Genomic DNA, 26,996 nt, shown 5'->3' on the forward strand with positions numbered 1-26,996 from the left:
TGATTAATAATACCTATCATTAAATTTAAGAGATTGTCTTACATCAATAAATGCACCGATTATAAAGTCAATGAATCACACAAAATCATTGACTTAACATATCAATTATCAATGTTATTTATATAATAAAATATATAGCGCGTGTTTTTATAAAAAAAAGAAATGATAAATTGATGCTAGGAGATAACAATATACAAGGAAAACAGCTTCTGATTTAATATATCATGATATGCGCAAAAACTTGATGTTAACAAATATTCACATATCAATTAGCTAACAAAAACTTAATAAAAGGTATTTAAATAGAAATAATTTCCATTTTCATTCCCTAGCTTAAATGTTCTATTTTCTCCTTAAATAAACTTAATTAGATTTAACCCTCTCTTTTCCCTTGCGCTATAAGGCCGTTAGTGTTTTCCGTCAAACAAAATCTTATTTAGACTTATCTATAGATTTATAGACAACCTATTAGGATTAATCCAATTTTATCTGCTTAAAGTCTGAGCAAATTAAATTTAGAATAACAACTAAATAAAACACTTAAAAAAACCTTTTAAAACACAGAGTTACTATTAAAATTAAACACTATGATTTATCTAAAAGAGACATTAAAAACAGGATGTTGATCTCAATATTTAATTTAATGAGCGGTCAAATATTGACTCGATAAGTGAATATCGCTATTAGTTAAATTATTGTTAATTTTGTTGCGGTGGTGATAAATTGGAAATATCTCAAGTTGGTGCAAAAAAAGCCGATGCCTCGTTAGATGCAAACGCAAAAGCAAAATGTATTCGTGGGATCGTTGGGGCAGCTTCGGGCAACTTGGTTGAATGGTTTGATTTTTATATTTATGCCGTGTTTGCTGCATATTTTACCAAAGCACTCACCCCACAAACGATGGAACCGCTCACTCAATCTATTTATGTTTGGGGAGTATTCGCTGCAAGTTTCTTTATGCGCCCGATTGGTAGTTGGTTATTTGGGCGTATCGCCGATCGACATGGCAGAAAGCGCTCAATGGTCGCTTCAATCTATTTAATGGGCTTCAGTTCTTTCCTGTTTGCTGCTCTCCCAACTTATGCACAGGTCGGTATGTTAGCGCCTCTTTTATTGTTGTTAGTACGCCTACTGCAAGGTTTATCTGTTGGCGGTGAATATGGTGCTGTTGCAACCTATATGAGCGAACTCGGTCTTAAAGGGCAACGGGGCTTTTTTGCATCATTCCAATATGTCACTCTGTCTGGCGGGCAATTACTTGCCAGTTTGCTCAGTGTCATCATGTTAGCATTTCTCAGCGAACAACAATTGCATGATGGCGCTTGGCGGATCCCGTTTGTTCTTGGCGGCTTTGCAGCTATTGTGTCGCTGATTGCGAGAAAACGGTTAGATGAAACATTAAGTAATGATGCATCAGAATCTAAAGAATCCGGATCTTTAATTGCCCTACTAAAACAGCATTGGCAATCCTTTATATTAGTTATTGGCTATACTGCGGCAGGATCTTTATGCTTTTATATTATTACCGTTTACTCAAAAACCTATCTCACCAACATCGGTATTGATAGTAAAGTCGTCGGCTATATCATGACCACCTCATTGTTTGTCTTCATGATATCTCAACCATTATTTGGTATCATTTCCGATAAAATAGGTCGCCGCGCAGCTATGATCACTTTCACATTGTCGATGATTATATTTATCTATCCGGTGATGGTATTAGGCATGCGCCATTTCGCTCAATCCCCTATCATTATCGCCTTACTGTTAATATTTTTAATGATGTTACTCAGCTTCTATACGTCGATTAGTGGGTTGGTAAAAGCAGAAATGTTTCCCCCTCACTTACGTGCGCTAGGGGTCGGTGTTTCCTATGCTATTGGTAATGCAATATTTGGCGGCTCAGCCCCGTCTGTTGCATTACAATTTAAAGCCAGTGGCGCAGAAAATGCATTCTTTATTTATGTCATGGTCGTACTCGTTATCTGTTTGTTATGTTGCTTTAAATTACCTAAAGAACCTAAATATTTAAATGATAAACACTAGGTAGCTTAAAAAGGGTTTATAGCAATATTTCGCTATAAACCTTTTAATTTATTTTTTAAAACGTCCAGTTAATCCCAAGAGCAACATTATTATCTTGATAGTTTGAAGATAAGCTTCCTGAATAATCTAAATATATCTTAGCATTTTTGCTCATGAACAAATCAGCACCAACGTTTACTACAGCACCATTTCTTGAGGCAGGGACACTACTCACAGTAAAATGTTGATTTGATCCTTTCAGTACCAAAGACATATCTCGATTAACATTATCAAGTTGGTGCTGCCAACCCAATTCATTATGAAGATTTAAGTACAATGATTGCCCTATTGGTAATTCAGTTTCCGCTCTTAATCCTAATATCGATATTTTAGCATCTGCACTTTGTTTATTTTCATGCAATGCTGTAATCCCTCCCATCTCGTTAATATCAGTACTTCGCATATTCACATAAGCCAGATTAAAAAAAGGCTCTATGTTCACATTGTTAAAGGTAGTCTTCTGTGCCACCTCAATAAATATTTGCGAGACATTTGCTGAATAATTACCTGTTAAATAATCCTGTTGTTCGTAGTACTGAATAGAACGTTGAGTATCTATATTATATAAAGAGTATGTCGCACCAGAACGTATCATCACATTATCAAAATTTTTACTGCCATAAACACCGATATGATATTGATGAGCTTCGGCATTCGTACGATAGCCATTGTCAACTGTTGCTTGTGTATAGCCGGTTACTATCCCCCCTTGCCAGCCATGATCAAAAACGGAATCAATACCTAATAACACACCATAATTTGATGTTCGATAACCTCTTGAATTCGAAGTTCCTGAAGCATGTCCCCAAGCACGATGTATTTTAGCCCAAGCACCACTTGAGTTTACTTTAATATCCGGTGCGACGTTACGACCACTGGATTGCAATAGCCGCTGATTGAGTGTGTCACGTAAATAGTAGCTATCATTAATCATTGCAGAAGTGATATCCGCATAAATTTGACCTGATAATTGATGGTATATGTCTCTAACCTCATTTTCATTAGTTAGTATCAACATACTTTCATAGATAGGATGACCGGCAGCCATTGAATCAATAGCGCTAGCAATAGAACGCTCATTTTTAGTCAAAGCGATATCGGTAAAGAGAACATCATTACGTTTAAAATTTAATATGACAGAGTTCTCTGTGTAATTTAATGACGAGTCTAGAAATAAAGAATAAGGTTCTAACTGATTAAATTCACCACTTAGCCCCTTCAGCGCTGTTAAAATAGTCATCTCTTGATTAAGAAAGCTATTAACATTGTTATATTGCAGTAAATTACCCCATTCAGAGAGAGAAATAATAAGGTCAGCATTATTAATTTGTGCCATACCATCGCTTTGAATTAAATCATTCCCTCCATCAAGGGAATATTGCATTAAATAGAAAGCGCCTTCATCAAATATCACATCCCCCTTCACAGATAAAGTGCCAATACTATTACCCGGAGCAATGACTGCGCCTTTTTCAACATTCAATGCACCTATGGTGCCAGTGCCTGAAAGGATCCCATTATCTTGAACATTAACGAGTGAATTACCATGGTAGCCATTAATAATTAGGCCACCTTCCATAACTGTTGTCGTTCCTGAAAAACTATTGTTACCAGTCAGTTCAAGAGCACCTGATCCATCTTTAATAAAGTGTCCATCACCAGTAATATCATTTCCCCATACATCATAGGCATTAAAACCACCTTTACTGCTATCCATGATGATATGGATATCACCATTAAATGCTCCATAACCGTCCACGGCTGCATATAAATTTAACCTAGCCCAACCAGAACCATCATCTAGGGCGTGGCCTGATTCAATTTCAGTTGTCGCCAAAACATCTCGCCTTTGTTCATTAGTTAAATAAGGAAACCGAGTTGCAAGCAATATTTCAGCACCTTCAGGAACAACAGGAGCTAAATCTGTTGGGCCAATCGCAGATAAACCATAAGTTAAGCTCCATGTATATTGTTCTTTTTTCTTTTGCAACTCATCAGCAGTACTGTTATCGACAATACAGTCAGCGATAGTGCTATTACATCCCATTTCAAGTAGTGAGCGCAGATCCAATTGTGCATCTGCTATTAATGATTGAAAATCATTTGATGTTGTTACAGTTTGCCCTAACAACGATACGGTATCTTGATTTAAATAATCAGGGTTGTTATTCAATAGTTGCGTTAACGTATAGAGTGTCATTATACGCGCTCCAATGACATCTAGAGGATAATGCACTCCCAACACTACACGGCTGTTAGCATACTCAGCCCCACGATATAAAAATGCTTGAAATAATTCAGGGATCATTTCAGCAAACAGTAACGTTGTCGTAAAACCAAATGTTGAGTGGCCGCTAGGGAAGGCGGCATTACTGACCACCGTAGATAAAATATCATTTTGTCCATCAACCACATGACCAAAAAAATCTATACCATCAAAACTTTCGATATTATCAGCAGAGACTTGAACTGGACGAGAGTTCCCCACTGTATTTTTATGTTCATTATCCGGTTGGTAAGCAATATCATAAATATTATAAAAACCATCTTCAGGCAATGTAATATCCGTTGCGAGATTATTAAGATCGCCATCAATACTCCCATTGGCATAAAAATTTTTAGCAAAGGTCGTATTTTCCTGAGTCAGTGTATTAGCTTCAAATAATAGTTTTTCGAAACTTGATGAGAATATTGAAGCACTATACATGTTCTCATTAATACTATTATTTTTAGCAAATATCTGACTCATTGTTTCCCCTAAAGCATCAGAAACCAGTAAGCCATTTGACATAGAACCAAACAATGCAGCAATGGTATTATCATAAATCGCTTGTTGGCGTAGTTCTTCAGTAGAAGAGTTATTGATAGAGATAACTGTTGCAATATTTTGACTTAAAATATTTTTTCCTGCATCGGTATTATTTAATTGACTAAAACTAATAATTAATTCGGTTGCGTTTATGATCCGTTCTTCGACTGCATAAGCAGGTGCTAATGCACCTAACACTAACATAAGTAAGCATTCTTTTCGTGAAATAAACATTATAAATTAGCCATATTCAGATATTGTAGGTGCAAAACAATATCGTCGAAATATGACTAAAAAATTAAATAACGTGGTACATGAAAAATTATTGCTACAAAAGCACAAAAAGCCTATCCACTTTGCGTCTCCCTCTTTTTAGCCTCACAAAAATCATTTCAATTAGTAATAAATTGAAACAAAATGATTCAAAAATTTAATATCGAACAAAAGAAAATTAAAGATCGATTACATTAATTTTAAAACCATAATTAGAATTTAAGATAAAAACAACTCCTAAAATGACTATTTTTATCATATATTTAACCTTTCAATAAACAAAAAAAATGAGATTACACAAACCATTTACATCGAAAAAAACGATCGAAAATACATGTATGATAGAATTAACCTATCAAAAATCACCATCTAATTAGATACAAACATTTTTACATCCGGTATTAACTCGCTATAGTAAATGCTATATATAGCCAACCATGACATTACCTTCACACAGAAAATTTGATAGAAACTGAATATGGAAGAAAATAGACTGACTGCATTAGCAGGTCTTTTTTTACGCAAAGCAAGAAAAGAAAAAAACATCACGGGTAAACAACTCGCAAAGTTAATGGGAATTAGCCAACAACAAATTTCTCGTTATGAGAATGGCATAACACCATTAACACTTGATCTATTACACCGATTCTTATTAACCCTAGATCAGGATGGATTAACTTTCATGCAAAAAATTTTCCACGAGTACCATGGTAGTATTAGCAATAAACCAGAAACACTATCCAGCCCACCACCGCTAAGCCAATACATTAAACACTTTATTAAAGATAAAAGCTGTTAAATACGATTAATTATTCCGCGTACTTTTGTTCATAAATTCATTTTTATTGCGACAGCAAAATAATAAACCAATATAGAACAAATCTATGTTTATTCATCGCTATTTTGCACCGCGAATTCGACAAAAAGGCTTTAAATGAAAGTATTTTCCCAAAAATCACTCACAGTAGGGAGTATCATTAATTTCCTCGCGAATTAGCTTAGTTTAGATACAATATTTACTCAAAAAACAAGCGAAATTAATATTGGAATAAAAAGGTTGTTTCCAATATTAATGAATTTGGTACTCACAATAACCCCAAATAAATTGTTAGTATATTTTACAGAATGAGTTAACAACTAGATTCAAATTTAATAAATTTATCAGTAAAAATGACTAACCACGTACTTAAACAAAATAAGAAAACAACAACCAATTGTATATAAAGGAAAAAATTATGATAAATATATTTATCTATTTTATTAAAAAATAGTGTAAACAACATGTGACGCTATTTAAATATAAAAACAAGACAAAACCAAAATATCATTTTAAATAAGTAAAACCACATAAATAGTGATATTTAGAAAACCTTATGCAATAGAAAGTTATTTTTCAACCACACCATCAATCCATAAGGCAAATTAAATTCATTGAAGCCGCAAATTTATTACGTTATTTATCAAACCTTATCGATTAAACACATAATAAAAAACTGAACATTATTTGGCTAATTTAAGTATTTTTGTTTATTACTTACCAAATGAAACTAATTTTAACTTTACTTTAGTCAGAAAAATAATGACTGTACACTTAATCTGACATTAACCTGCGTTTTTTCCTTCCTTAAAATAGCCCTTTTTATCAAGAAACCGCGTAAAGCCTTTACAGGCTTGACTATATTCGGTTACGAATATTAGCATTTCACTTAATATCATTAACAAATAATACCCCTAATTAACAATACAGTGAATTATGGTAATATGATTATCTTAAATTGTAATAATTTACTATATAAAAACTAAGGTTATTATTGAGGTTATAGATGAAAATCTCGAGAAGAAAACTACTTTTAGGGGTCGGTGCTGCGGGTGTTCTCGCAGGGGGTGCTGCGGTTGTTCCAATGATCCGCAGAGAAGGTCGTTTTGAAACTACTAAATCTCGTGTTCCTGCGGTAGCAGGTACTGAAGGCGCATTACCAAAAGCTGCTGATGCCGTAGTTATCGGTGCCGGCCTTCAAGGAATAATGACTGCAATTAATCTTACAGAAAGAGGAATGAATGTTGTTATTTGCGAGAAAGGCGTTGTAGGTGGCGAGCAATCAGGCCGTGCCTATAGCCAAATTATTAGCTACAAAACCTCGCCAGAGATTTTTCCATTACACCACTATGGAAAAATTTTATGGAATGGCATGAATGAAAAAATTGGTGCTGACACCAGTTTCCGTGTTCAAGGCCGTGTAGAGGTTCCTTCTAGTGAAGAAGACTTAGAAATCTCAAGAGAGTGGATCAGAAAAACAGCGGAAAATCCAGGTTTCGACACTCCACTTAGAACCCGTATGATCGAAGGTGATGAGCTAGCTCAACGCCTTGCCGGTGCTCAAACACCTTGGAAAATCGCTGGCTTTGAAGAAGACTCAGGTAGCCTTGACCCTGAAGTTGTGACACCAACGATGGCTAACTACGCAAAATCATTGGGTATCCGCATCTACACTAATTGTGCAGTACGCGGTATTGAAACAGCTGGCGGCAAAATCTCTGATGTTGTCACCGAAAAAGGCTCAATCAAAACCTCTAACGTTGTTCTGACCGGCGGTATCTGGTCTCGCCTATTTATGGGCAACCTTGGTATTGATGTTCCAACACTGAACGTTTATCTGTCTCAGCAACGCATTACTGGCGTACCTGGTGCACCAAAAGGTAACGTACACTTACCAAATGGTATCCACTTCCGTGAACAAGCTGATGGGACTTATGCAGTTGCTCCTCGCATCTTCACCAGCTCAATTGTTAAAGATAGCTTCCTGCTAGGGCCACGCTTTATGCACCTGCTACAAGGTGGTGAGCTGCCATTAGAATTCTCTATCGGTAAAGATCTCTTTAACTCATTTACCATGGCAACTTCATGGCAATTAGATGAGAAGACACCATTTGAAGAGTTCCGTACCGCAACCAATACACCAAATACTGAACATCTTGATGGAGTACTGGAACGACTGAGAAAAGAATTCCCAGTATTTAAAGAGTCTAAAGTAGTTGAACGTTGGGGTGGTACCGTTAGCCCAACAGATGATGAAATACCAATCATCTCTAAAATTGAACAATACCCGGGCCTTGTTATCAATACAGCAACAGGTTGGGGTATGACAGAAAGCCCTGCGTCTGGTCAACTGACTGCGGATCTATTAATGGATACCAAACCCGTTATCGATCCACATCCATACAGGCTATCTCGTTTTACTGAGTAATAAGAACGCTTTTTTTACGAGTATTTATACACTTAATGTACTCTAAATAATTCGAGGTGCAGCTAGGTGACTAGTGTGAGTCAACGATGTCACTCCCTATATGGGAAAGGCTGCAACTTGAATTATGAAGAGTATATAATTTTGATAATGTTAAGGAGCTTACATGCGCTATAAAACTTTACTGCTTTCCCTTCCGTTGATTTTGGGTGTAGCAAGTGCAAATGCTGAAGGTGTTAAAACCCATAAGCTACAAGGAATGCCTATCGCTGAATCCGTAGAAATTAGCGCTAACAATGATATCATTTTCCTAAGCGGGAAAGTTCCTACTAAGATCTCTAAAGATGCACCTGAAGGTGTTTTAGAGTCTTACGGTAACACTGAAGTTCAGACTGTTAACATCATGAATCAAATCAAAGACCACTTAGAAAAATTAGGTCTGACCATGAATGATGTTGTCAAAATGCAAGTTTTCTTGGTCGGTGGTGATGAAACCCAAGGAAATATGGATTTTGCTGGCTTTATGGCTGGATATTCAAAATTCTATAATGACAAATCAGAGAATCTACCTGCTCGTTCAACATTCCAAGTGGCTAAATTAGCAAATCCAGCTTGGCGTGTAGAGATCGAAGTGACTGCTGTTCGCCCTAAGAAATAATTTTATAAAGCCGCTTCAAGATATTGAACGCGGCTTTATCCTTAACTTATCTAGGTGGCAAGCCTATTTCCTTTGACTAAAATGGCTTTAATTCACATCAAAACTTACCTGCAAAGATAAATACCCCCCTAGTAATACATCGCAATTAACTTATTATCGACGGATTTTACTTCGATCGGCGTGTCAAAAATATCTTCGATAATTTCTGCTTTCATAATGTCATTCGGCGCACCGTGATAAGCCAATCTCCCCGCTCTCATCGCGATGATATGATCTGAATAAACTGACGCAAAGTTAATATCGTGGATCACTAAGATAATCGTTTTACCTAATTCATCTGCGGCACGGCGTAACAACTTCATCATAATCACTGCATGCTTCATATCTAGGTTGTTAAGTGGCTCGTCCAGTAGCACATATTCCGTGTCTTGGCACAGTACCATTGCGACATAAGCACGTTGGCGTTGTCCCCCTGATAATTCATCCAAATAACGATAACGCAAATTAGATAAATTTAAAAAATTGAGTGACTCATCAATTTTCTTTTTATCATCAATAGTTAAGCGCCCTTTAGTATAAGGAAAGCGCCCAAACCCCACCAGCTCTTCGACGGTTAATCGGCTGGCAAATTGGTTCTCTTGACGCAACACCGATAAATACGTCGCTAATTTATCACTTGGCGTCTTTACAACATCTAATTCATTGACTTTTACATGCCCCGAGTCTGCGGTGAGCAGACGCCCAATGATTGACAATAGCGTTGATTTACCCGCCCCATTAGGCCCTATAATCGAGGTAATGCCACTATTTTTAATGGTGGTCGTGATGTTATCTAAGACCTTAGTATCCTGATAACTTTTCGATATCTGATTAATTTCAATCATACTAAAACCTTCTTAACACCATATAAATAAAGAATATGCCACCGATAAACTCAATCACGACAGAGAGCGTACCTGCCATATTTAGGCCATAATCGAGGATCAATTGCCCGCCAATCAATGCAATCACACCTAATAAAAAGGAGACAGGTAATAGATAACGATGTTGGCTGCTACCACTGATGAAATAGGCTAGGTTAGCGACCATTAAACCTAAAAAAGTCAACGGTCCAACTAAGGCTGTAGACACCGCCACTAAAATAGAAATAAGTAATAAAATCACCGTCACTTTTTGGCGATAATTAATACCTAAATTAATTGCATTCGCTTGCCCTAATGCCAAAACATCAAAGCAATAACGCATGCGCCACAACAAGATACCGACAACCAAGGTAATAACAAGGGTAAATAAAATTAACTCAGGTGTTGCTCGAGTAAAAGTGGCAAACATACGACTTTGTAGGATCGAAAATTCATTAGGATCCATCAAACGTTGCAACAAAGTCGCTGTACTTTGGAACAAGGTTCCTAAAATAATACCGACCATCAGTACTAGATTAATATTCAGTTTTGCAGATACGAACAACCAGCGGTATAGCAGCACAGAAAATAATACTAATAGAGAGGATTCTAATAAAAATTTACCAATATTCAGTAACCAAGACGCAGGCAGACTATCGGTATAAAACACGAAAATAGTCTGTAATAAAATGAATAACGCTTCTAGCCCCATAATAGAGGGAGTTAAAATTTTATTATTAGCGATAGTTTGGAACAGTACCGTCGAAACCCCTGAAGCAAATGCCACAAGTATCATCGTCAGTACCATATAACCTCGATGAGGTAGAATATAAGCCAGATTATTACCAAGGTTAATCGTCATAAACAGGACAATAGCGATAATTGATAACCCTAATAACAGCCATATTCTTTGTAATGGTGTCATACTTTTTTTAGGTAACACCACTGACGCATTAACTTTTTGCATAACGTTGCTGCTTCAACAATAAAAAAAGGAAAATAACCGCACCAATCACACCTAAAACCACACTAGCTGGGATCTCAAAGGGATAACGAACCAAGCGACCAATAATGTCACAGAGTAAAACTAGTCCGCCGCCCGCAATACAAATCCAAGGCAGTGTTTTACGAATATTATCCCCCATCACTAAGCTGACAAGGTTTGGAATAATCAATCCTAAGAACGGCAACGCACCTACCACCACAACCACGACACCACTAATTAATGCGATTATTGATAGGCCAATCGTCATCACTTTGCGGTAATTTAAACCGACGTTGACTGCAAATTCACGCCCCATACCTGCAACAGTAAAACTATCGGCAATCCAACAGGCTAATAATGTCAGTAATCCAACTAGCCATAACAGCTCATAACGGCCTTGGATAACGCTAGAAAAATCACCGCTCATCCAAGCACCTAAAGATTGTAATAAATCGAAAGAGTAGGCTGTGAAGATAGTCAGTGCACTGATTACAGCGCCAAGCATGATACCAACGAGTGGGACGATTAAGGCTGATTTTAAGATTACTCTACGTAGCAGCAACATAAACAACATGGTGCCTAGCAAAGCAAAACCACTTGCCACCACCATTTTAGTCATAATACCTGCCGCTGGGAAAAGCACCATCACAAATAACAAGCCTAAGCTCGCTGATTGTGTTGTTCCCGCTAACGAAGGCTCAACAAAACGGTTTTGAGTAAGCAGTTGCATGATCAACCCTGCTACGCTCATCGCGCTACCCGCAAGGATTAAAGAAACGGTTCGAGGAATTCGGCTGATAAAAAAGATATCTTGCATCTCTGGATCAGTGAAAAGCGAAACGGGTGACACGTCACCCGCTCCGATAAACAAACTAATCACGGCTAATACCAATAATGCGATAATTCCAAAAAAGAGATAAAGCGTTTTCATTGATTAATTTGTTTGGCTTTTTTCTAATGCGTTATTAACATCGTCCATTAATTGAGAGTATGTTTGGATCCCACCCGCAATATAAACCGCTGTTGGATCAAGGTAAGTCACTTGTTGTTTATTCCATGCAGACGTTTTTCTCACTAATGCATTATCCAAGACTTGCGCTGCTGGCTGAGCATCAGTTCGGCCGATTGCACTATCACGATCAATCACAAATAGCCAATCAGGGTTTAACTTGACTAACAGCTCTGCGTTGACAATATTACCATGTCTGCCAGTATCATCAGGGAACACGTAAGCAGGTTCGAAACCTAATTCATCAAAGATAAAACCAAAACGAGAACCTGGGCCGTAAGCAGAAATCTTGCCACCACTAACCAAGATCACCATCGCTTTTCCTGCATTAGGTGTTTTTTGTTTAATTTTAGCTATTTTATCTTTGAAATCAGCAACCAGTTGCTCGGCTTGCTGCTCTTTTCCAAACAACACACCAAGTTCGCTAGTACGCTCATTTAAGCTATCAATAAAATGCTTATTATCAATATCCATTGAAATTGTTGGTGCGATTGCACTCAATTTGTCATACGCATCACGAGCACGGCTGCCACCTAAAATTAGATCTGGTTGAGCGTTACTAATCGTTTCGTAAGCCGGTTCGAACAGCGTCCCTGCGTTGATATATTCGGTCCCGCTGTATTTAGAAAGAAACTTAGGAAGATGAACGTTTGTTTGTGGTAGGCCTGCAACAGGAACACCTAATGCATCCATGATATCGAGCGTTTCCATATTCATTACAAACACTTTTTCAGGGTGACGCGGTACTTCTGTTTTACCTTGCGCATGTTCAATTGTCATCACCTGCTTCTCAGCAGGTGCGGACGTTGTTGTCGTTTCTTTCGATTGATCACAACCCGCTAATACCAACGCCGATAACAATACCAACCCTGATGTTAATGATTTTACAAACATCCAATAACCTCCGTCTTTTTCATTCAATAAACACAACGGTTAGCATCATCGTTCACAACCTAGGTTGAGTGCTAATTGTGCCCATAATACAAATAATGGCGTCTATACTCTAAATAATTCGAGATGCAGCTAAGCGACAAGTGAACGAATCGCTAGGAGCATAGAAAACTATGTGACTGCACGAGTGAGCGTAGTCAACAACGCTGCAACTTGAAGTATGACGGGTATATATTACCTTGTCATTAGCACAAATGATATTAGTTTGCATTTGCATTCGCGAAAAATGTAATCACACGCACATATTGCTAAATGAATTATTGATTGTAAAACGTTTGTGCTGCCCACTATTTCATTAAATTTATCAAGGCTATTAAGAAGTCCCTTATCCATATTCTATGTAATCAATTATGATAGTTCAGGCTACAATACTAACGTCTCTGACTGCTCTAACCATTCGTATTGACCAAATACATTCCGCCCTCTTAGCCAACGTAACAACATATCCAGCATCAACATCACACTCACATCCTGTTTTATTTTAGTACTATGGTTACTTGGCATATAACGAACACGCTGTGCATAGCTTTGTTGTGGAGTATATAACGCTAAGTTTAAACAGCCATCATAATGACCACCGACAGCCAAGCCAATTTGTGCATCCTCTTGCTTAGCCATCGTGCTGGCACGTGTTATCAAGGCAACTAAACTTTGATCTTCTTGCTGGTTGAGCACACTGCTGCCATTAAGGGGAGCCGATACAGAATTCAATGTCCAAGTCAATAACCCCGCACTAAACTCCTCACTGATTGCTACACGTAATTGTTGTTGATTTAAATCGTGACAGATAACGTTAGGTAAGCCTTCGGTTCCCTCAAAAATCAGGTTTTCATTCACCTCAGACTTAATAGTTTGCCACTGCGATAACATTAACTGCTTTTGTATTGCCGGCCCCGTCAACTTCAATTCAATAATTGGCATGGAAGAACGATAGCCAAGTACGCAACTTTCAGGCAGAGATAACGGATCAAACTGTGTTGCTAAGCTACTTTCACTACGGCCGAAGGTGGTTAAACGTAAACACAAAGGTGGCTCACTAAGTGGGTACCGTTGACGTAGCCGTGGCAAAATTTGTCCATCGACCATTACTTTAAATTCAGATGGAACACCAGGAGTGAAAAATAACCAACAACCATTGAGCTCCATGGCAAAACCGCATGCCGTACCTACTGGATTATCAATTAATTCAGCCCCTTCTGGTAACAATGCTTGTTTACGGTTGGTTTCCGGCATCACTCGCTCCCTTGAAGCAAAGTAACGTTCCATTACTGCAATCCATTCCACATGTTCGACCAAAGGAACACCCGCTGCTGTCGCAGCAGCTAATGCACTCAAATCATCACTGGTTGGTCCAAGCCCGCCGTTAACAATCAAAATATCGGCATGTTGACTGCGTTCGCACAGTGTCTTAACCAAGTCATCTAAGTTATCACCGGTCGTCGTTCGTCCATTTAAAGGAAAACCTTCTTGGAAAAAACAATCTGCCAACCAAGCTGCATTGGTATCGATGATCTGCCCATGCAGTACTTCATCCCCTGTACTTAACATTTCAACAATTGGCATTGAGGAACCTCAGTTTGTCATTAATAAATGTAGTTAGACTAATCTAACTTAATTAAGCACACTTTTCCTGTAGCAATTCACCATCGCTTCCGGTAAAGTTTGCCGCCTTTTTCAGCAATACAAAGAGACGAGGAGGTGAAATGTTTATTGGCTTTGACTATGGTACATCAAACTGTGCTGTTGCAATTATGGATCAAGGTAAACCGACCCTACTACCATTAGAAGGTCATAGCACCTACATACCTTCTACTCTATGCGCCCCCACTCGCGAATCGGTTTCTGAGCATTTGTTTCGCCACTTAAATATTGCACCGTCCGACGTGGTTGGTGAGCAAATTCTTAGACGCTCAATAGCTTATAACCGCGAAGAAGGTATTGAGCTAGTACCGGAAGACATCGTGTTCGGCCAAGCTGCATTAGATCTGTACCTTAAAGATCCACGTGATGTTTATTATGTCAAATCTCCAAAATCCTTTCTTGGGGCATCTGGTCTACATGAAGTGCAGATTAGTTTTTTTGAAGATCTTGTTTGCGCGATGATGGCCAATATTAAACACACCGCAGAGCAACAGCTTCAGCACACCATCACAGATACAGTGATTGGTCGCCCTATCAACTTCCACGGTCGCGGTGGTGATCTCGCCAATCAACAAGCTGAAGCTATCTTAATTAAAGCAGCAAAGCGGGCTGGTTTTAGGCATATTGAATTTCAATTTGAGCCTGTTGCCGCAGGCCTTGAATATGAAGCCGCGTTAGCACAAGACCAAACCGTGCTGGTCGTCGATATTGGCGGTGGAACCACCGACTGCTCATTAATCAAAATGGGCCCTAGCTACAGAGGAAAAACGGATAGAGCCGACAGCTTATTAGCACATAGCGGCCAACGTGTTGGTGGGAACGATCTTGATATTTATTTAGCATTAAAGAAATTGATGGATCACTTTGGCATGAGTAGCCAAATGGTATCGGGGATCAAAATGCCAATCAGCCAATTTTGGAACCCAATTGCTATTAATAATGTTGAAGCACAAAAAGATTTCTATGCAAAACAAAATCTTGCAGCTCTTAATCGCTTACGCCAAGACGCACAAGAGCCTGAGAAGCTATTACGTTTAATCGAAGTCTATAATGAAACATTAGGCTATAGCCTTGTTCGTCGTGCAGAAGAGGCTAAAATCGCGCTTTCTAAAGACGATAATTACTTGGTACGCATCGCATTACTCAATGAAATATTGGAAGTTGATATTAGCCGAGCACAAATGGTCGATGCAATTGAATCGCCGAAAAGCAAAATGATTGAGTTAGTCAAAGAAGCAGTAAGCCAAGGAGGGGTTCAACCCGATGCTATTTTTATGACTGGCGGATCAGCGCAATCGCCTGTGTTATGTCAGGCGATTGAACAACAGTTGCCTAATATCCCGATTGTACGTGGTAATGATTTCGGCTCAGTGACCGCAGGCCTCACTCGTTGGGCTGAGATTTGCTTTAAATAATCAATATAGACTCCAAATAATTCGAGATGCAGCTAGGTGACCAGTGAATGAGTATAGTCACCATACCTTAACGGAAGGTGCTGCAACTTGAAGTATCACCAATATAAATGGTTTGACATGTCACGTCTCCGCTTCTTTAGACTCATTACCTAAATGCACCGCCACATATCGCTGATAACGTGTTGGTTTTAACTTAGTGAGATCCACCAGCACCAATCCGTCTATACAGTTGTTAAACGCAGGATCAGTACCAAAATCAATAAACTGTACTCCACCGGGTTCACACAGCTCGGTATACTGCTTATACAATGTTGGGATTGAGCTGCCAATATTGCTCAATAAGCTTTTCAACCTAATTAAGTCATCTTGATAATTATCACCAGAAAACTGTGCCAGCACCTGTGGTAATGATGCTGGATAAGGCTGTCGAGATTGTGCCATGGCATGTTCAGGGGAAAAATAGAGGCGATAAAAGGCAATTAATAGGTCACGCGCTGCAATTGGCATGGTTCCTGACATTGAAACGGGACCAAATAAGTAACGATATTGCGGATATTTTGCTAAATATGCCCCGATCCCTAACCACAAATAGTCGAGACCACGTTTTCCCCAATAAGCAGGTTGGATAAAACTCCGCCCTAACTCAATACCTTGCTCAAGGATCGGGCGCATTTCTTGATCGTAATGAAACAAAGTATAACTATAGATACTTTCAATACCTTTATTCGTTAATTGCTCCGAGGTGGGTATAAAGCGATAAGCACCTACAATTTCTAATTCTTCTTCATCCCATAATACCAAGTGATAATAGTCATCATCATAACTATCTAAATCACGCCGCCTACCAGAACCTTCACCAACCGCACGAAACGCAATTTCACGTAAGCGACCTAACTCTCTTAAAATCGGTGCTCTTGCTTCATTTTTGCGACGATACAGAAAAATTGCCTTACCATCGGGTGCGGTACCGAGCCGCTCACATGCCATTAATGCTTTTTTCAACTCAAGGCGATCTTCAGGCAAGGCAATCGGCGCTTCGCTAGTAAACAAACCACTTTTACCTTGTCCTAATAAATAGACATGACGTCGAAAACGCTCAGCGAGATCATGAGCTCGAGTATGGCCATCGTGCCAATGTGCAAATGGAATACGACCGCCAATACGAATTTTGATCCGCCCACCTTGATGCTTAAACATTTCACGCACTAATAATAGCGTCGACAATGGGCGGTAAATAAATGAAGTCATATAAAATAAGTGGCTATTACGACCACTAATATGAATGGGAACAATTGGTGCTCGCGCTTTCGCGGCTAAACGTAAAAAACCAGTATGCCAATGACTATCACGGATCCCTTTAGCCGTTAAACGCGAAACCTCACCAGCCGGAAATAAAATCAAGGCACCTTGCCGCTCTAAATGCGTTTGCATGGCTTCAATTTGCTTTCGACTAGTACGGTTATTTAAATTATCTACAGGAACAAATAAATGACTGAGTGGTTCAATATAACTTAGAAGCTGATTAGCGACGACTTTTACATCAGGCCTAATGGTTGCAACAGTACGTAATAGAGCCAAGCCATCTAATGAACCGATCGGATGATTGGCTACTAACATCACTGGCCCTTGTGAAGGAATATTTTCGAGATCGCCCTCCACCAGTTCACAACTAATATTAAAATTCTCGACTACTTGCTCAATTAAATCCAAACCTTTCAGATGCGGATAATCTTCAGCAAATTGTTTAAATTCTTTTTCAAATAGCAGGCTTCTGAGTAATTTACGTTGCCAAGCGGGAGGCGCTCGGTCTGGGAATGCATCTTGCAGCAGAGTATCCAAACTAAACATTATCATATCTCCTAGCTTAGTTATTGCAAAACTAAGCCAAAGTAATGACGCTAGCATGTCAGTTTAATGACAGAATAATGAAGTTATTCAATAAATGACAACCCAATCTTATTTTCCCCCTAACACTATATTAGGTTAGGTTAGGGATTAAATAAGAGAGACATTTATAGTGTAGTCTAAATAATTTGAGATGCTTAATAGGCACTCAATACACTATAAGTAAATAGCTGGGATGAGTACTCTCTATACCATCACGAAAAATGAAGTATGACGAACACATACTCTAAATAATTCAAGGTGCAACTAGGCGACCAGTGAGCGAGGCGCTAGGAGCATACATTAGTATGTGACTGGCGCGAGTGAATGCAGTCACTTGTACCTCAACGAACAGTGTTGTAACTTGAAGTCTCCCCCCCTACACATACTCTAAATAATTCAAGGTGCAACTAGGCGACCAGTGAGCGAGACGCTAGGAGCATACATTAGTATGTGACTGGCTCGAGTGAACGCAGTCACTTATACCTCAACGAACAGTGTTGTAACTTGAAGTCCGCCCAACACATACTCTAAATAATTCGAGGTGCAACTAGGCGACCAGTGAGCGAGACGCTAGGAGCATACATTAGTATGTGACTGGCGCGAGTGAACGCAGTCAACAACGTTGCAACTTGAAGTATGACGAGTATGTCAGTCAAATGTAGCTATAAGCCAAGCCGATCCACTATACTCGCCGGCAACCGCGTTGCTGCCATGAAGATGACTGCGGATTTTTATTGTTCTTACATTTTGAATTTGCACTTTGAAATCTTTACCTGATTGTCCTGTCACATCATCAAGTAGCTCTAATTCACTGTAGATTTTATTATTACTATCAAGGCTATTGGTCATGGGCAAGCGCTGTTTTGGATCATCATCAGTGGTGTAATCTAAACGTAGTCTCACTGATGTTGATTCCGCAAATTTACAGTTATAAGTGACATTTTCCGTGACTGTGCTGTCATAGTTAATGGTATTTAATGCCCCATGCCGCAGATTAAGTGTACTCGGTAACCCTGTACTGGTTGTGGTTGTACAGAGCTCAGCGATATTCAATTGCGAAGCTGATATTCTGATGGGTACCGTCGACTCACCAATTGACCAAGTCGTATCAAGTGGAGCACTGTTTTCGCCCGTAAAAGCACGTACATAACTCGCTAAATCCATTGCTGGAATGATAATTTGCCCATCAATAATCCTATTTCGAACATAAAAGGTGATGGTAATTTGTCGTGGGGTATAAAACGATGACGCATTTACCGTATCCCCAGGTTTCGCATTTGAGCAAGCCTGAGAATCTGATAACAATCGCCAAATATCAATAAAACTACTTTCAATAGTCATATACACATTGGTATTAATATCATAGAGTTTTTTACCATTAATATTTGCGCCAGTTTCAGGTGCATAAACAAATAAACGGTGATATGCATTTGTACCAAGTTGCGTATTAGTCTTATCTCCCCATTCGCGCCCAATGCAGTTAACTCTCCCTCTTACACTGACAATAGAGTTATCATTAACCACTGATATTGGATTACCAACTTGGTAGTATTCTCTGCCATCACTGCCATAAATTGGAGTTTGCGCTACAGTACTGCTGTTAGTTAACCTTAAATAATAGCCATCACTTGGATTTATTATCTTTGCCGCATAGTCTGCTTGAGCATAAAAACTATAAGATATCAGGCCACTACAAATATAGAACAATGATAACCTTTGACGGCTCATCATTATTGCTCGCCAAATTAAACTAAAAAAATTAAACATGGTGGGAAATCCTATTAATAATAAGTCACAGAAAAGGTTACTGCGGAGGTAAATTTCCCCACGTCCAATTTCTCTAGAGGTACTGCGCTCACTAACTTAGCTTGCAGATCAATACGATATTTTGTGTCTTCAACACGCGCTGGATAAATTTGTTGGGTCTTACCAATCTCTAATACACTATTACTATCACCCGTTGTTTCAGCGAATTCGATACCTAATCCATCGATACTGGTTGCTAAAATATTTTTTCCTTCATAGGGCAACGAATTGGTTCCTTTTGGATTCAAAGAAATCGCCAGTGTGCGATTAAAATTACACCCAGAGATATATAAGGAAAAATCTTGTGTCGCATCCACCGTATTAAGGGCTTCCGTTTTGAGTACACCAAAGTTTATTTTTAATGGGGAGCTATTGTCTTGGCTACGCAAATCACAAATCGGATCGACCATAGTTGCCGTTACATTAACTTCAATATCGGCTTGGCTAATTAAAGGAACAAGCACCAATAAACTGTAACAATAGTGGCGTATTTGATTATTAAGTTTCATTACTCATACTCCACAGCAAAAGTCACCGTACCAACAAAATCGCCTACCTTCGCATCCGCTGTTGCTGGTTTACGCACAAAAACACCGAAATCAAATTGCTGCATATTATTAACAACAGAAACCACCCCAAGTGATATTGGTTTGTTTAATTCAATGATTTTATCGTCCTTATCAACAAGGCCTAATAAAATGCCACTATCTCCCTTAGTTGCTATATAGTTCTCATCTCCAATATTAACTAACTGATTACTTTGCCAAGTTAATTTAATGCTCTTCTGTAAATCTGTTTCACTACATTTATTAATCGCAATGGAAAAAGGAGTTATTGCACTTTTTTCATTTTCATTTATAAATTGCCAGCGCAAGTTATAAAGGGTAATTTTTTGTTTTAATGAATCAGGTGCAACTTGGCATGCAGTGCTTACTAGTTCCCCATTAAACTCAACATCTAAGCTATTTGATGCCAATGTTATTGGGCTTATTACTAGCAACGGCAGCAATAATATGAAATTAGAAACAACTTTATTATTCATATCCTACCTCAAGCCTAAGTAATCGATATTTATTTGCTGCCCATGGAATACGGATCTTATTATTACCATCAATGAGTTGCAGAAAATGAAGAGGAAAAAAATGACCTCGTTGTATGTCATAAAATTGCACAGTAGCTGGTGTGGTACTTACACCTACAAACTCAGCCCCAGCACCACACTTGGTCAACAAAATATGTTCGACGCCTTGCCAAGACCAATTACAGGGAGAATTAAAGACAATTGCATTTACCTGTATCTGCCCTGAATGTATCGATTCATAATCCATTTGATTAACGGGGGTATTAGCAACTGGTGTCGCTGCAATGGTATATTGACTAGCCAATATGCATAACAACCACCATATCGATTTCTTTTTCATTTCACTGCCCTCTCATGACTTGGATATAAACTATTTTTCACCAGTCACAGAACAAGTATCCCCTTGGCAATTAAATACCAATGTTGGTTTTCCACCATAATCATTGATATAAGTGAGATAAGGTGTCGCCAATGCCGCAGAAGAAAGCTCATGAGTCGATTTAGGGGGCAACATTACCACATCAAATGCACTCTTCTCTGACTGTGATTTACTACCACCAAAACCAATAACCGTTAAATTAAACGGGGTCGTATTATTCAATCGATAGCCTTTAGCTGTTTTCGTTAGAGTGACTTTATGAGCCCATTTAGTTTCTGATTCAGGCAAAATACTGCTTGGGCGATAGAACAATTTCACCCGCGATTGCAAAGCAATTTGTAATGTATTTCCTTCATTAGATTTAGGTGGGACTTCACGTAAATTGAAATAAAACACCGATTCCCTATCTTGAGGTAATTTACTGACTTCTGGGGTCACACTTAAACGCACAAGGCTATTACTATTAGGCTCAATACGTTGTAAAGGAGGTGTTGCTAATATCGCTCCCTTAGTTAATTTATTACCTTGTAGATCTTCAATCCAGCTTTGTGCTAAATAAGCTTCTTCAGGATTATCATTAGAAATAGTCACATTAATAGAAGGTTTAGAACCTGGAAAAATAATTCGTGTTCTATCGAGTGTCACGGCACTATATGCATTCGAACTCATAAATAACATGGTATAAATAACAGCAGTCATTAGACCATTACGTAAACTTAAAATATTTAATTTCATAAAATCTAATCTCATCAATATTAATTAACACTTAATATAATTTTAAATGACATGGACTCAGCTAAGGCTGAATAGTCGCTATTACATCATCATTAATTGTTGAACATGGCAGCAATAACATGCTACTTGAGGTATCTAAGTTTGCGGGAAGATGTAATCCACATTGCGGTTTACCACCCCAATAAACAGAAAGTGTTTCCTGCGGTGAAATGCCGACTAACCAAGTCACGCCATCTTCACCAACAATGCCTAATTCGCGGTTATCAGCATTGCGTACACTCGCACCAAAAGGCGGGTTTTTACCGTTACTCAACGCTAAAATGGCAAATAATTTTTCACCTTTCATAACAGATAAGCTACGGTATCCGATTGCCCCTTTTGTTAAAGTGACATCGGTCGTTGAATCTAAAGTGTCTAAATTATCGGGTAATTGACTCGTATTAATCGACGCAACAGACTTGCGGTAGCTATTGATATTAGGAAGTACCGCCAAACCAAATCGATTGGTTTTAATAACACCATTATCAAGTGGTACATCACCAATCCCAGAAGTATCAATCATCAGACGTGTGTCACCATTTGCACTTCGGTGCATCGCAACACCGTGTGCTGTCGCAGTGAATCCACTATTAATCGAACCACCAATACTGCGATACTGCTGCGGAACGTAGCTGGCATTCACAGAAACATTGGCCTGAGAAAGATCGCGTGAATAGTAGCCACTAACACTCGATTCACTGTCTCGGTTTTGTCCGTGGTTGTAACCAACATTGACGCTATAACTGTCATTGTCGCCGTAGCCGCTATAACCAATATTGTGGTTATATTGACTACTCCCTCCTGAACGTGAATACGACTCAGAGAATGTCACGCTATGACCACTATAAAATGGCACGGTTAAATAGAGGTTGATGGAATCATCTTTATAACCCTTGTCGCGCTCCGTACGAGTTGCCGACAACGATAATGTGGCATTTTGTTGTGACAAACCTGGGATACTAATATTAGTACTTGCATATAAGCCATATTGTGTTTGTGGTTTGTCCTGCCAATAAGTACTGTATTGATAATTCAATGAAAGATTAAAATCATCAAAATACTTATTAAGATAAATTTGATAGTTTTCTTTTGCTGTCCGTGGCTGATATCCCGTTCGCTCCTGCTCCATAAATTGGCTTAACGTACGATAGTTTCGATCTGCAAAGCGATATCCAGCAAAAGTAATATCAGTACGGATCTCATCAAATGATTTAGCATAATTCAGTCTATATGAACGACCTTGTAATGTTTCATGTGTTAAATGAGCAATAGATTGAGTGATATCTACAGAAAGTGCACCAAAAGCAAATAGATCACGGCCAATACCCAATGCAGCAGTTTGGTAATCACCATTTAATTGTGAGCCACCATATAATGACCATTCGTTAGATATGCCATAAGAAATCTCGCCACCAACAACGGGGTCACCAGTAAGATCATGACCGTTATAACGTGTTTTACCCGCCACTAATTTATAAGTAAATCGGCCTGGGCGTGTTAAGTAAGGCAGTGACGCTGTATTGATGCTAAATTTTTTCTCTTCGCCATTTTCTTCACGGACGGTGACATCTAATACTCCACGTACTCCACTATCCAATGTCTGAATACGAAAAGGGCCAGCAGGAACTGTCGTTTCTAAAAGCACACGATCTTTACTGCGAACTGTCACGGTCGCATTAGTATTGGCAATACCAACAATTTCTGGTGCATAGCCCACTAATTTAGGCGGGAGCATACGATCATCACTTTCTAATGAGATCCCACTGTATTGCCATGATTCAAATACATCTGAATAAAAATAATTTTCACCAATCGTTAAGATCGAAGCAAGATTCTTGAGGGAAGTGAACGCATATAGCCGACTAAAATCAAACTGATGTGTTTCTTGTGTGTTGTTGCCACCATGCTGTTTTTGATAAGAAGTGTTAAAGTCGCCACGCAAACGCCAAGCACCAAAATTTAGCCCTGCTGTACCATTAGCAGATAAATAAACACGCTTATCACCGCTATTTTCTTCGGTCGCAGAGGCATTGGCATTGTAATCAAAAAATGCACCATTAATCCCTTCTTCCCACAATGCGGGAGGCACCCAATAAGGATCACGGTATTCCATCCACGCTTGAGGAATAACGACTTTAAGAGATAGTGTCGATAGTTCAATAGTCAGCTGAGTGCCTGTCAATGCAGTAAAATCCAGACATTGATTATCATGAAAAAATATCACTTTTTCTTTCGCTTCAGACGTCAAGCCAAACAAATCAAGCATATCCGTTGGTATACAAACAGCTTGTAGTAAATTTTGTTCATGATTGTTTTGTTCAAGAACTTCGATCTCTCGTGCCATACCTAAACGTTGGCCATTAACAAAAACGGTTAAAAAATAGTGACCAGGGGGTACATACCCAGCAATGGCAAATTGACTCATATCAACGTTCTCAATATCTTCCGCATCTAATACATCCGTATTAAATTCAGTCGCATACGCTGTACATGTCGTAATACTAAATGCCCATAAAATGGCTTGCCTGAGTTTGCTAAGTTTGAACATCATGCCTGTACCATCCCAAACGCTACAAAAATGCCCTTTCAATGCTGAGCGCATTGCGGCTACTTTTATTTGTTTTTATTGATAATCGATAAAAAAACGAACCAGTCCTTGATAGCTTCCTGCTTGGATGGGTTCACCAGTCAGTTCTAACTGCAAGAAGTAACGTAAAAAAAGTGTTTGCTCTAATTTATCTTGCCGTAACACACTGTCATACAAAGGATAATTTTGACCTGGAGTTAGTACTTGCTTACTATCGTCCAACACCGAAACGCCTAACCCTTGTGATGGACCATGTAAAACAAACGCATTGACATTTGTTGCGCTCTGCCCATCAAACTTTATTGACCATGCCTTACTGTCAATGAGGGAATAAAGACTCCCACAATCACGTAACTCAATGTCAAATGGCTGAGAGTGTTGCTCTCGAAAATTTTTCGACGATAATGCGGTTAATGTTAATGACGAAAAATCCACTGTTTGATAACGATCTTTCATTACAATTGAACACGGTGTTGAAATAACACTTCCGACAAGTTGAGCGTTCCCTTCATGACGCATACCATTTTCATTTGCGCCATAAGTAATAGAAGCTCCACCATGAAAGACGAAAAAACCGCTAATTAACTGAAGAATAAAGCACTGACAACTGCTCATTATTTTCTCTTTTATGCGATTAAAGAACCGCCAGAAAATACTGGCGGCAATGCAATGTACTGATACTTACTCGTAAGTAATACGGAAGTTTGAAATAGCGCTGAATTTACCTTCAACAATATCTTTAGATGCATCAACAGCTTTAGCTAATGCTTTAAAAGTCAATGTAATGTCACCTTGTGTATTGCCATTTGGTAATACATTTTTAGCCTTACCAAATTCAAAACCATCGATAGCAATACCTAAGTTATTTGTATTACCAACAGAAGTTGTAAGTAGTGTATTTTTATCATCTGCATAATTTTGACCAGTGAATACCAATTGCATTGATTTCACAGCAACAGGTTTATTTTCATCATCTTTATCAAAATTATTAAAATCGCAGCCAACAAACTTAATATCGAAATCGGCTTCAGCGACATTACCGCCTTCTAACGCTTTACGAGAAAGCTGTCCAAAATCGACAGTTTGTTTTAGCGATGATTGCTCAATATTACATGGGGTATTCACTACTGAACCAACAAACTCAACAGAGCCTGTATTATCGGCCATTGAATTAAATGACACTACAGATGCAAAAAATGCAGAAGCAATCGCTAATTTAGAACATTTCATATTATTTCCTTAGGATAAAAGTAATTTGAAATAATACATAACGTATATCTACGCCATGCTAATTTCAGATTTATTGACTAAATAACTCTCAATTAAATCATCCTTAATTTATTAAATTCCATTTAATAGTTAACACATAACCGATGGCTATGGATATAAAACCCAACCATATTATAAAATAGTAAAACTCACTCAAACATCTTTAACTTATAAACTTCATCCGCATGATTTGCTATTACTGAAAAGAAGAAATCCACCCAGTTTTTATCTAAAGCCTTAAGCATAAGATCTAATAATTCAATACTTATACCCGTTTCACCACGTTCATAACGTGATATTTGCTGCTGACTAACATTTAATAACTTCCCTAATTCCAAACCAGTTAATGACTTATTTATCCGAGATTTCCTTAGGAATAAACCAATATCTATCCTTAATGAATTCTTACTCTTCATAATATTAAAACCAATGATTGACAGTTTGAAACCCACATAACTAATCATATTATATTAATAAGGCATGAAGTCCCCTTATCAAATAAAAATAACAAGTGTCTGAATCAAATTTGATTTGAAATATAGGGTGATAAAATCATACTGTAAATACATTTAAAACAATCAAATCACTGGTTATTAATAAGTAAAATCTATCAAAAACGCCTTTTTACTCACCAGAGGAGCAAGAACAACCTATATAATGATAAAACTATCAATAAATTATAAAAATCAACTCAAATAAGCAATATTGAAAATACTATTTAGACCAGTTAAATATTTACTGGTTTAGATAGTACCACCACTATCCATTACTAATTTGTTACAATTCAAATCATTTTGAAAAAATAATTCTAAAAAAATACCATGAGAAATACTTTTTAAATTAGTAAAAATATAATTTATATAGCCGATATAAACTCATATCTTTATATATAGCCAAAAGTAACATTATAACTTTTTTTGACTAGTTGAGTTTTAAAAGTATAACGAGTAGAAGTTCAAGTCATCAAAAATAATTATCAAGAGGAAAAGAACCGTAAATAGTAAAATTTTTATTTTAGATATTCCTTTTTCAAGGAAAAATACTTTTCATAACAACCATCAGAAACAAACATTTAGAAACACTAATAATTAACTTTGCAACAAAAAAAGTATTGAAGATAAACAAATAATATGAATTTAAATTTCAAAATAGTTAATCACGGTAGTTATAAATTTATAAAAAGCTTCATTTACCTTTAATTACGGAAAAAACATCATATATTATAAAGATAATTTACGCACAA

Annotated in this window: 21 protein-coding genes; 5 read left to right on the forward strand and 16 right to left on the reverse strand. The window is 38.0% G+C overall.

The window, feature by feature from the left end:
* Positions 1-723: 723 nt before the first annotated feature.
* A complete protein-coding gene (locus JI723_RS17640) occupies positions 724-2,046 on the forward strand; it encodes an MFS transporter (protein WP_319067202.1) in 1,323 nt (440 codons plus the stop codon).
* Between the two features lie 55 nt (positions 2,047-2,101).
* On the opposite strand, the gene JI723_RS17645 is transcribed toward JI723_RS17640, so the two are convergent.
* A complete protein-coding gene (locus tag JI723_RS17645) occupies positions 2,102-5,128 on the reverse strand; it encodes an autotransporter domain-containing protein (RefSeq protein WP_337979612.1) in 3,027 nt (1,008 codons plus the stop codon).
* Between the two features lie 517 nt (positions 5,129-5,645).
* On the opposite strand from JI723_RS17645, the gene JI723_RS17650 reads away from it, so the two are divergent.
* From JI723_RS17650 to JI723_RS17660, 3 genes are all read left to right on the forward strand, one after another.
* The gene (locus JI723_RS17650) at positions 5,646-5,966 is read left to right on the forward strand and encodes a helix-turn-helix domain-containing protein (protein WP_319067206.1); all 321 of its coding nucleotides are present in this window, start codon (positions 5,646-5,648) and stop codon (positions 5,964-5,966) included.
* Positions 5,967-6,990: 1,024 nt separating this feature from the next.
* Complete coding sequence (locus tag JI723_RS17655; protein ID WP_319067207.1) at positions 6,991-8,412, forward strand: NAD(P)/FAD-dependent oxidoreductase; 1,422 nt, start codon at positions 6,991-6,993, stop codon at positions 8,410-8,412.
* A 163-nt stretch (positions 8,413-8,575) separates the two neighbouring features.
* Positions 8,576-9,067, forward strand: coding sequence for a RidA family protein (locus JI723_RS17660; RefSeq protein WP_070925351.1), 492 nt, complete (start codon positions 8,576-8,578; stop codon positions 9,065-9,067).
* A gap of 128 nt (positions 9,068-9,195) precedes the next feature.
* On the opposite strand, the gene JI723_RS17665 is transcribed toward JI723_RS17660, so the two are convergent.
* From JI723_RS17665 to JI723_RS17685, 5 genes are all read right to left on the reverse strand, one after another.
* Positions 9,196-9,951: an iron ABC transporter ATP-binding protein gene (locus JI723_RS17665; RefSeq protein ID WP_070925350.1), complete on the reverse strand. Its 756-nt coding sequence runs from the start codon at positions 9,949-9,951 to the stop codon at positions 9,196-9,198.
* Position 9,952: 1 nt separating this feature from the next.
* Positions 9,953-10,936, reverse strand: a complete 984-nt coding sequence (locus JI723_RS17670; protein ID WP_140182959.1) for an iron chelate uptake ABC transporter family permease subunit — start codon at positions 10,934-10,936, stop codon at positions 9,953-9,955.
* The gene (locus tag JI723_RS17675) at positions 10,923-11,885 is read right to left on the reverse strand and encodes an ABC transporter permease (protein ID WP_140182958.1); all 963 of its coding nucleotides are present in this window, start codon (positions 11,883-11,885) and stop codon (positions 10,923-10,925) included. The genes JI723_RS17670 and JI723_RS17675 overlap by 14 nt, the downstream gene beginning before the upstream one ends.
* A gap of 3 nt (positions 11,886-11,888) precedes the next feature.
* A complete protein-coding gene (locus JI723_RS17680; RefSeq protein ID WP_140182957.1) occupies positions 11,889-12,857 on the reverse strand; it encodes a siderophore ABC transporter substrate-binding protein in 969 nt (322 codons plus the stop codon).
* A gap of 420 nt (positions 12,858-13,277) precedes the next feature.
* Positions 13,278-14,477, reverse strand: coding sequence for a nicotinamide mononucleotide deamidase-related protein YfaY (locus JI723_RS17685; protein WP_337979613.1), 1,200 nt, complete (start codon positions 14,475-14,477; stop codon positions 13,278-13,280).
* A gap of 140 nt (positions 14,478-14,617) precedes the next feature.
* Between JI723_RS17685 and yegD the strand changes: the two genes are divergently transcribed.
* Positions 14,618-15,970 (forward strand): molecular chaperone, encoded by a 1,353-nt coding sequence (yegD, locus tag JI723_RS17690; protein WP_337979614.1) that lies wholly within the window; start codon positions 14,618-14,620, stop codon positions 15,968-15,970.
* 120 nt (positions 15,971-16,090) lie between these two features.
* Here the strand turns inward: yegD and olsF are convergent, their stop codons facing one another.
* The 10 genes from olsF to JI723_RS17740 form a co-directional block, all read right to left on the reverse strand.
* Entirely contained in the window at positions 16,091-17,818 is a 1,728-nt protein-coding gene (olsF, locus tag JI723_RS17695) for a bifunctional ornithine lipid synthase OlsF (RefSeq protein WP_070925344.1), read from the reverse strand.
* Between the two features lie 687 nt (positions 17,819-18,505).
* Positions 18,506-19,624, reverse strand: coding sequence for an adhesin (locus JI723_RS17700; protein WP_337979615.1), 1,119 nt, complete (start codon positions 19,622-19,624; stop codon positions 18,506-18,508).
* Between the two features lie 14 nt (positions 19,625-19,638).
* On the reverse strand, positions 19,639-20,172 hold the full coding sequence (locus JI723_RS17705; protein ID WP_319067215.1) for a fimbrial protein: 534 nt from the start codon (positions 20,170-20,172) through the stop codon (positions 19,639-19,641).
* Positions 20,172-20,705 (reverse strand): fimbrial protein, encoded by a 534-nt coding sequence (locus JI723_RS17710; RefSeq protein ID WP_070925342.1) that lies wholly within the window; start codon positions 20,703-20,705, stop codon positions 20,172-20,174. The genes JI723_RS17705 and JI723_RS17710 overlap by 1 nt, the downstream gene beginning before the upstream one ends.
* The gene (locus JI723_RS17715; protein ID WP_070925341.1) at positions 20,698-21,084 is read right to left on the reverse strand and encodes a hypothetical protein; all 387 of its coding nucleotides are present in this window, start codon (positions 21,082-21,084) and stop codon (positions 20,698-20,700) included. The genes JI723_RS17710 and JI723_RS17715 overlap by 8 nt, the downstream gene beginning before the upstream one ends.
* Positions 21,085-21,114: 30 nt before the next feature.
* The gene (locus JI723_RS17720) at positions 21,115-21,822 is read right to left on the reverse strand and encodes a fimbrial biogenesis chaperone (protein ID WP_404826928.1); all 708 of its coding nucleotides are present in this window, start codon (positions 21,820-21,822) and stop codon (positions 21,115-21,117) included.
* Positions 21,823-21,919: 97 nt separating this feature from the next.
* Positions 21,920-24,448, reverse strand: coding sequence for a fimbria/pilus outer membrane usher protein (locus JI723_RS17725; RefSeq protein WP_337979976.1), 2,529 nt, complete (start codon positions 24,446-24,448; stop codon positions 21,920-21,922).
* A gap of 72 nt (positions 24,449-24,520) precedes the next feature.
* Positions 24,521-25,099 (reverse strand): fimbrial protein, encoded by a 579-nt coding sequence (locus tag JI723_RS17730; protein WP_070925339.1) that lies wholly within the window; start codon positions 25,097-25,099, stop codon positions 24,521-24,523.
* Positions 25,100-25,165: 66 nt separating this feature from the next.
* On the reverse strand, positions 25,166-25,714 hold the full coding sequence (locus JI723_RS17735; RefSeq protein ID WP_070925338.1) for a fimbrial protein: 549 nt from the start codon (positions 25,712-25,714) through the stop codon (positions 25,166-25,168).
* Between the two features lie 188 nt (positions 25,715-25,902).
* Entirely contained in the window at positions 25,903-26,169 is a 267-nt protein-coding gene (locus tag JI723_RS17740) for a helix-turn-helix domain-containing protein (RefSeq protein WP_319067218.1), read from the reverse strand.
* Positions 26,170-26,996: the final 827 nt, after the last annotated feature.

The organism is Providencia manganoxydans, from assembly GCF_016618195.1.
GTDB lineage: Bacteria > Pseudomonadota > Gammaproteobacteria > Enterobacterales > Enterobacteriaceae > Providencia > Providencia manganoxydans.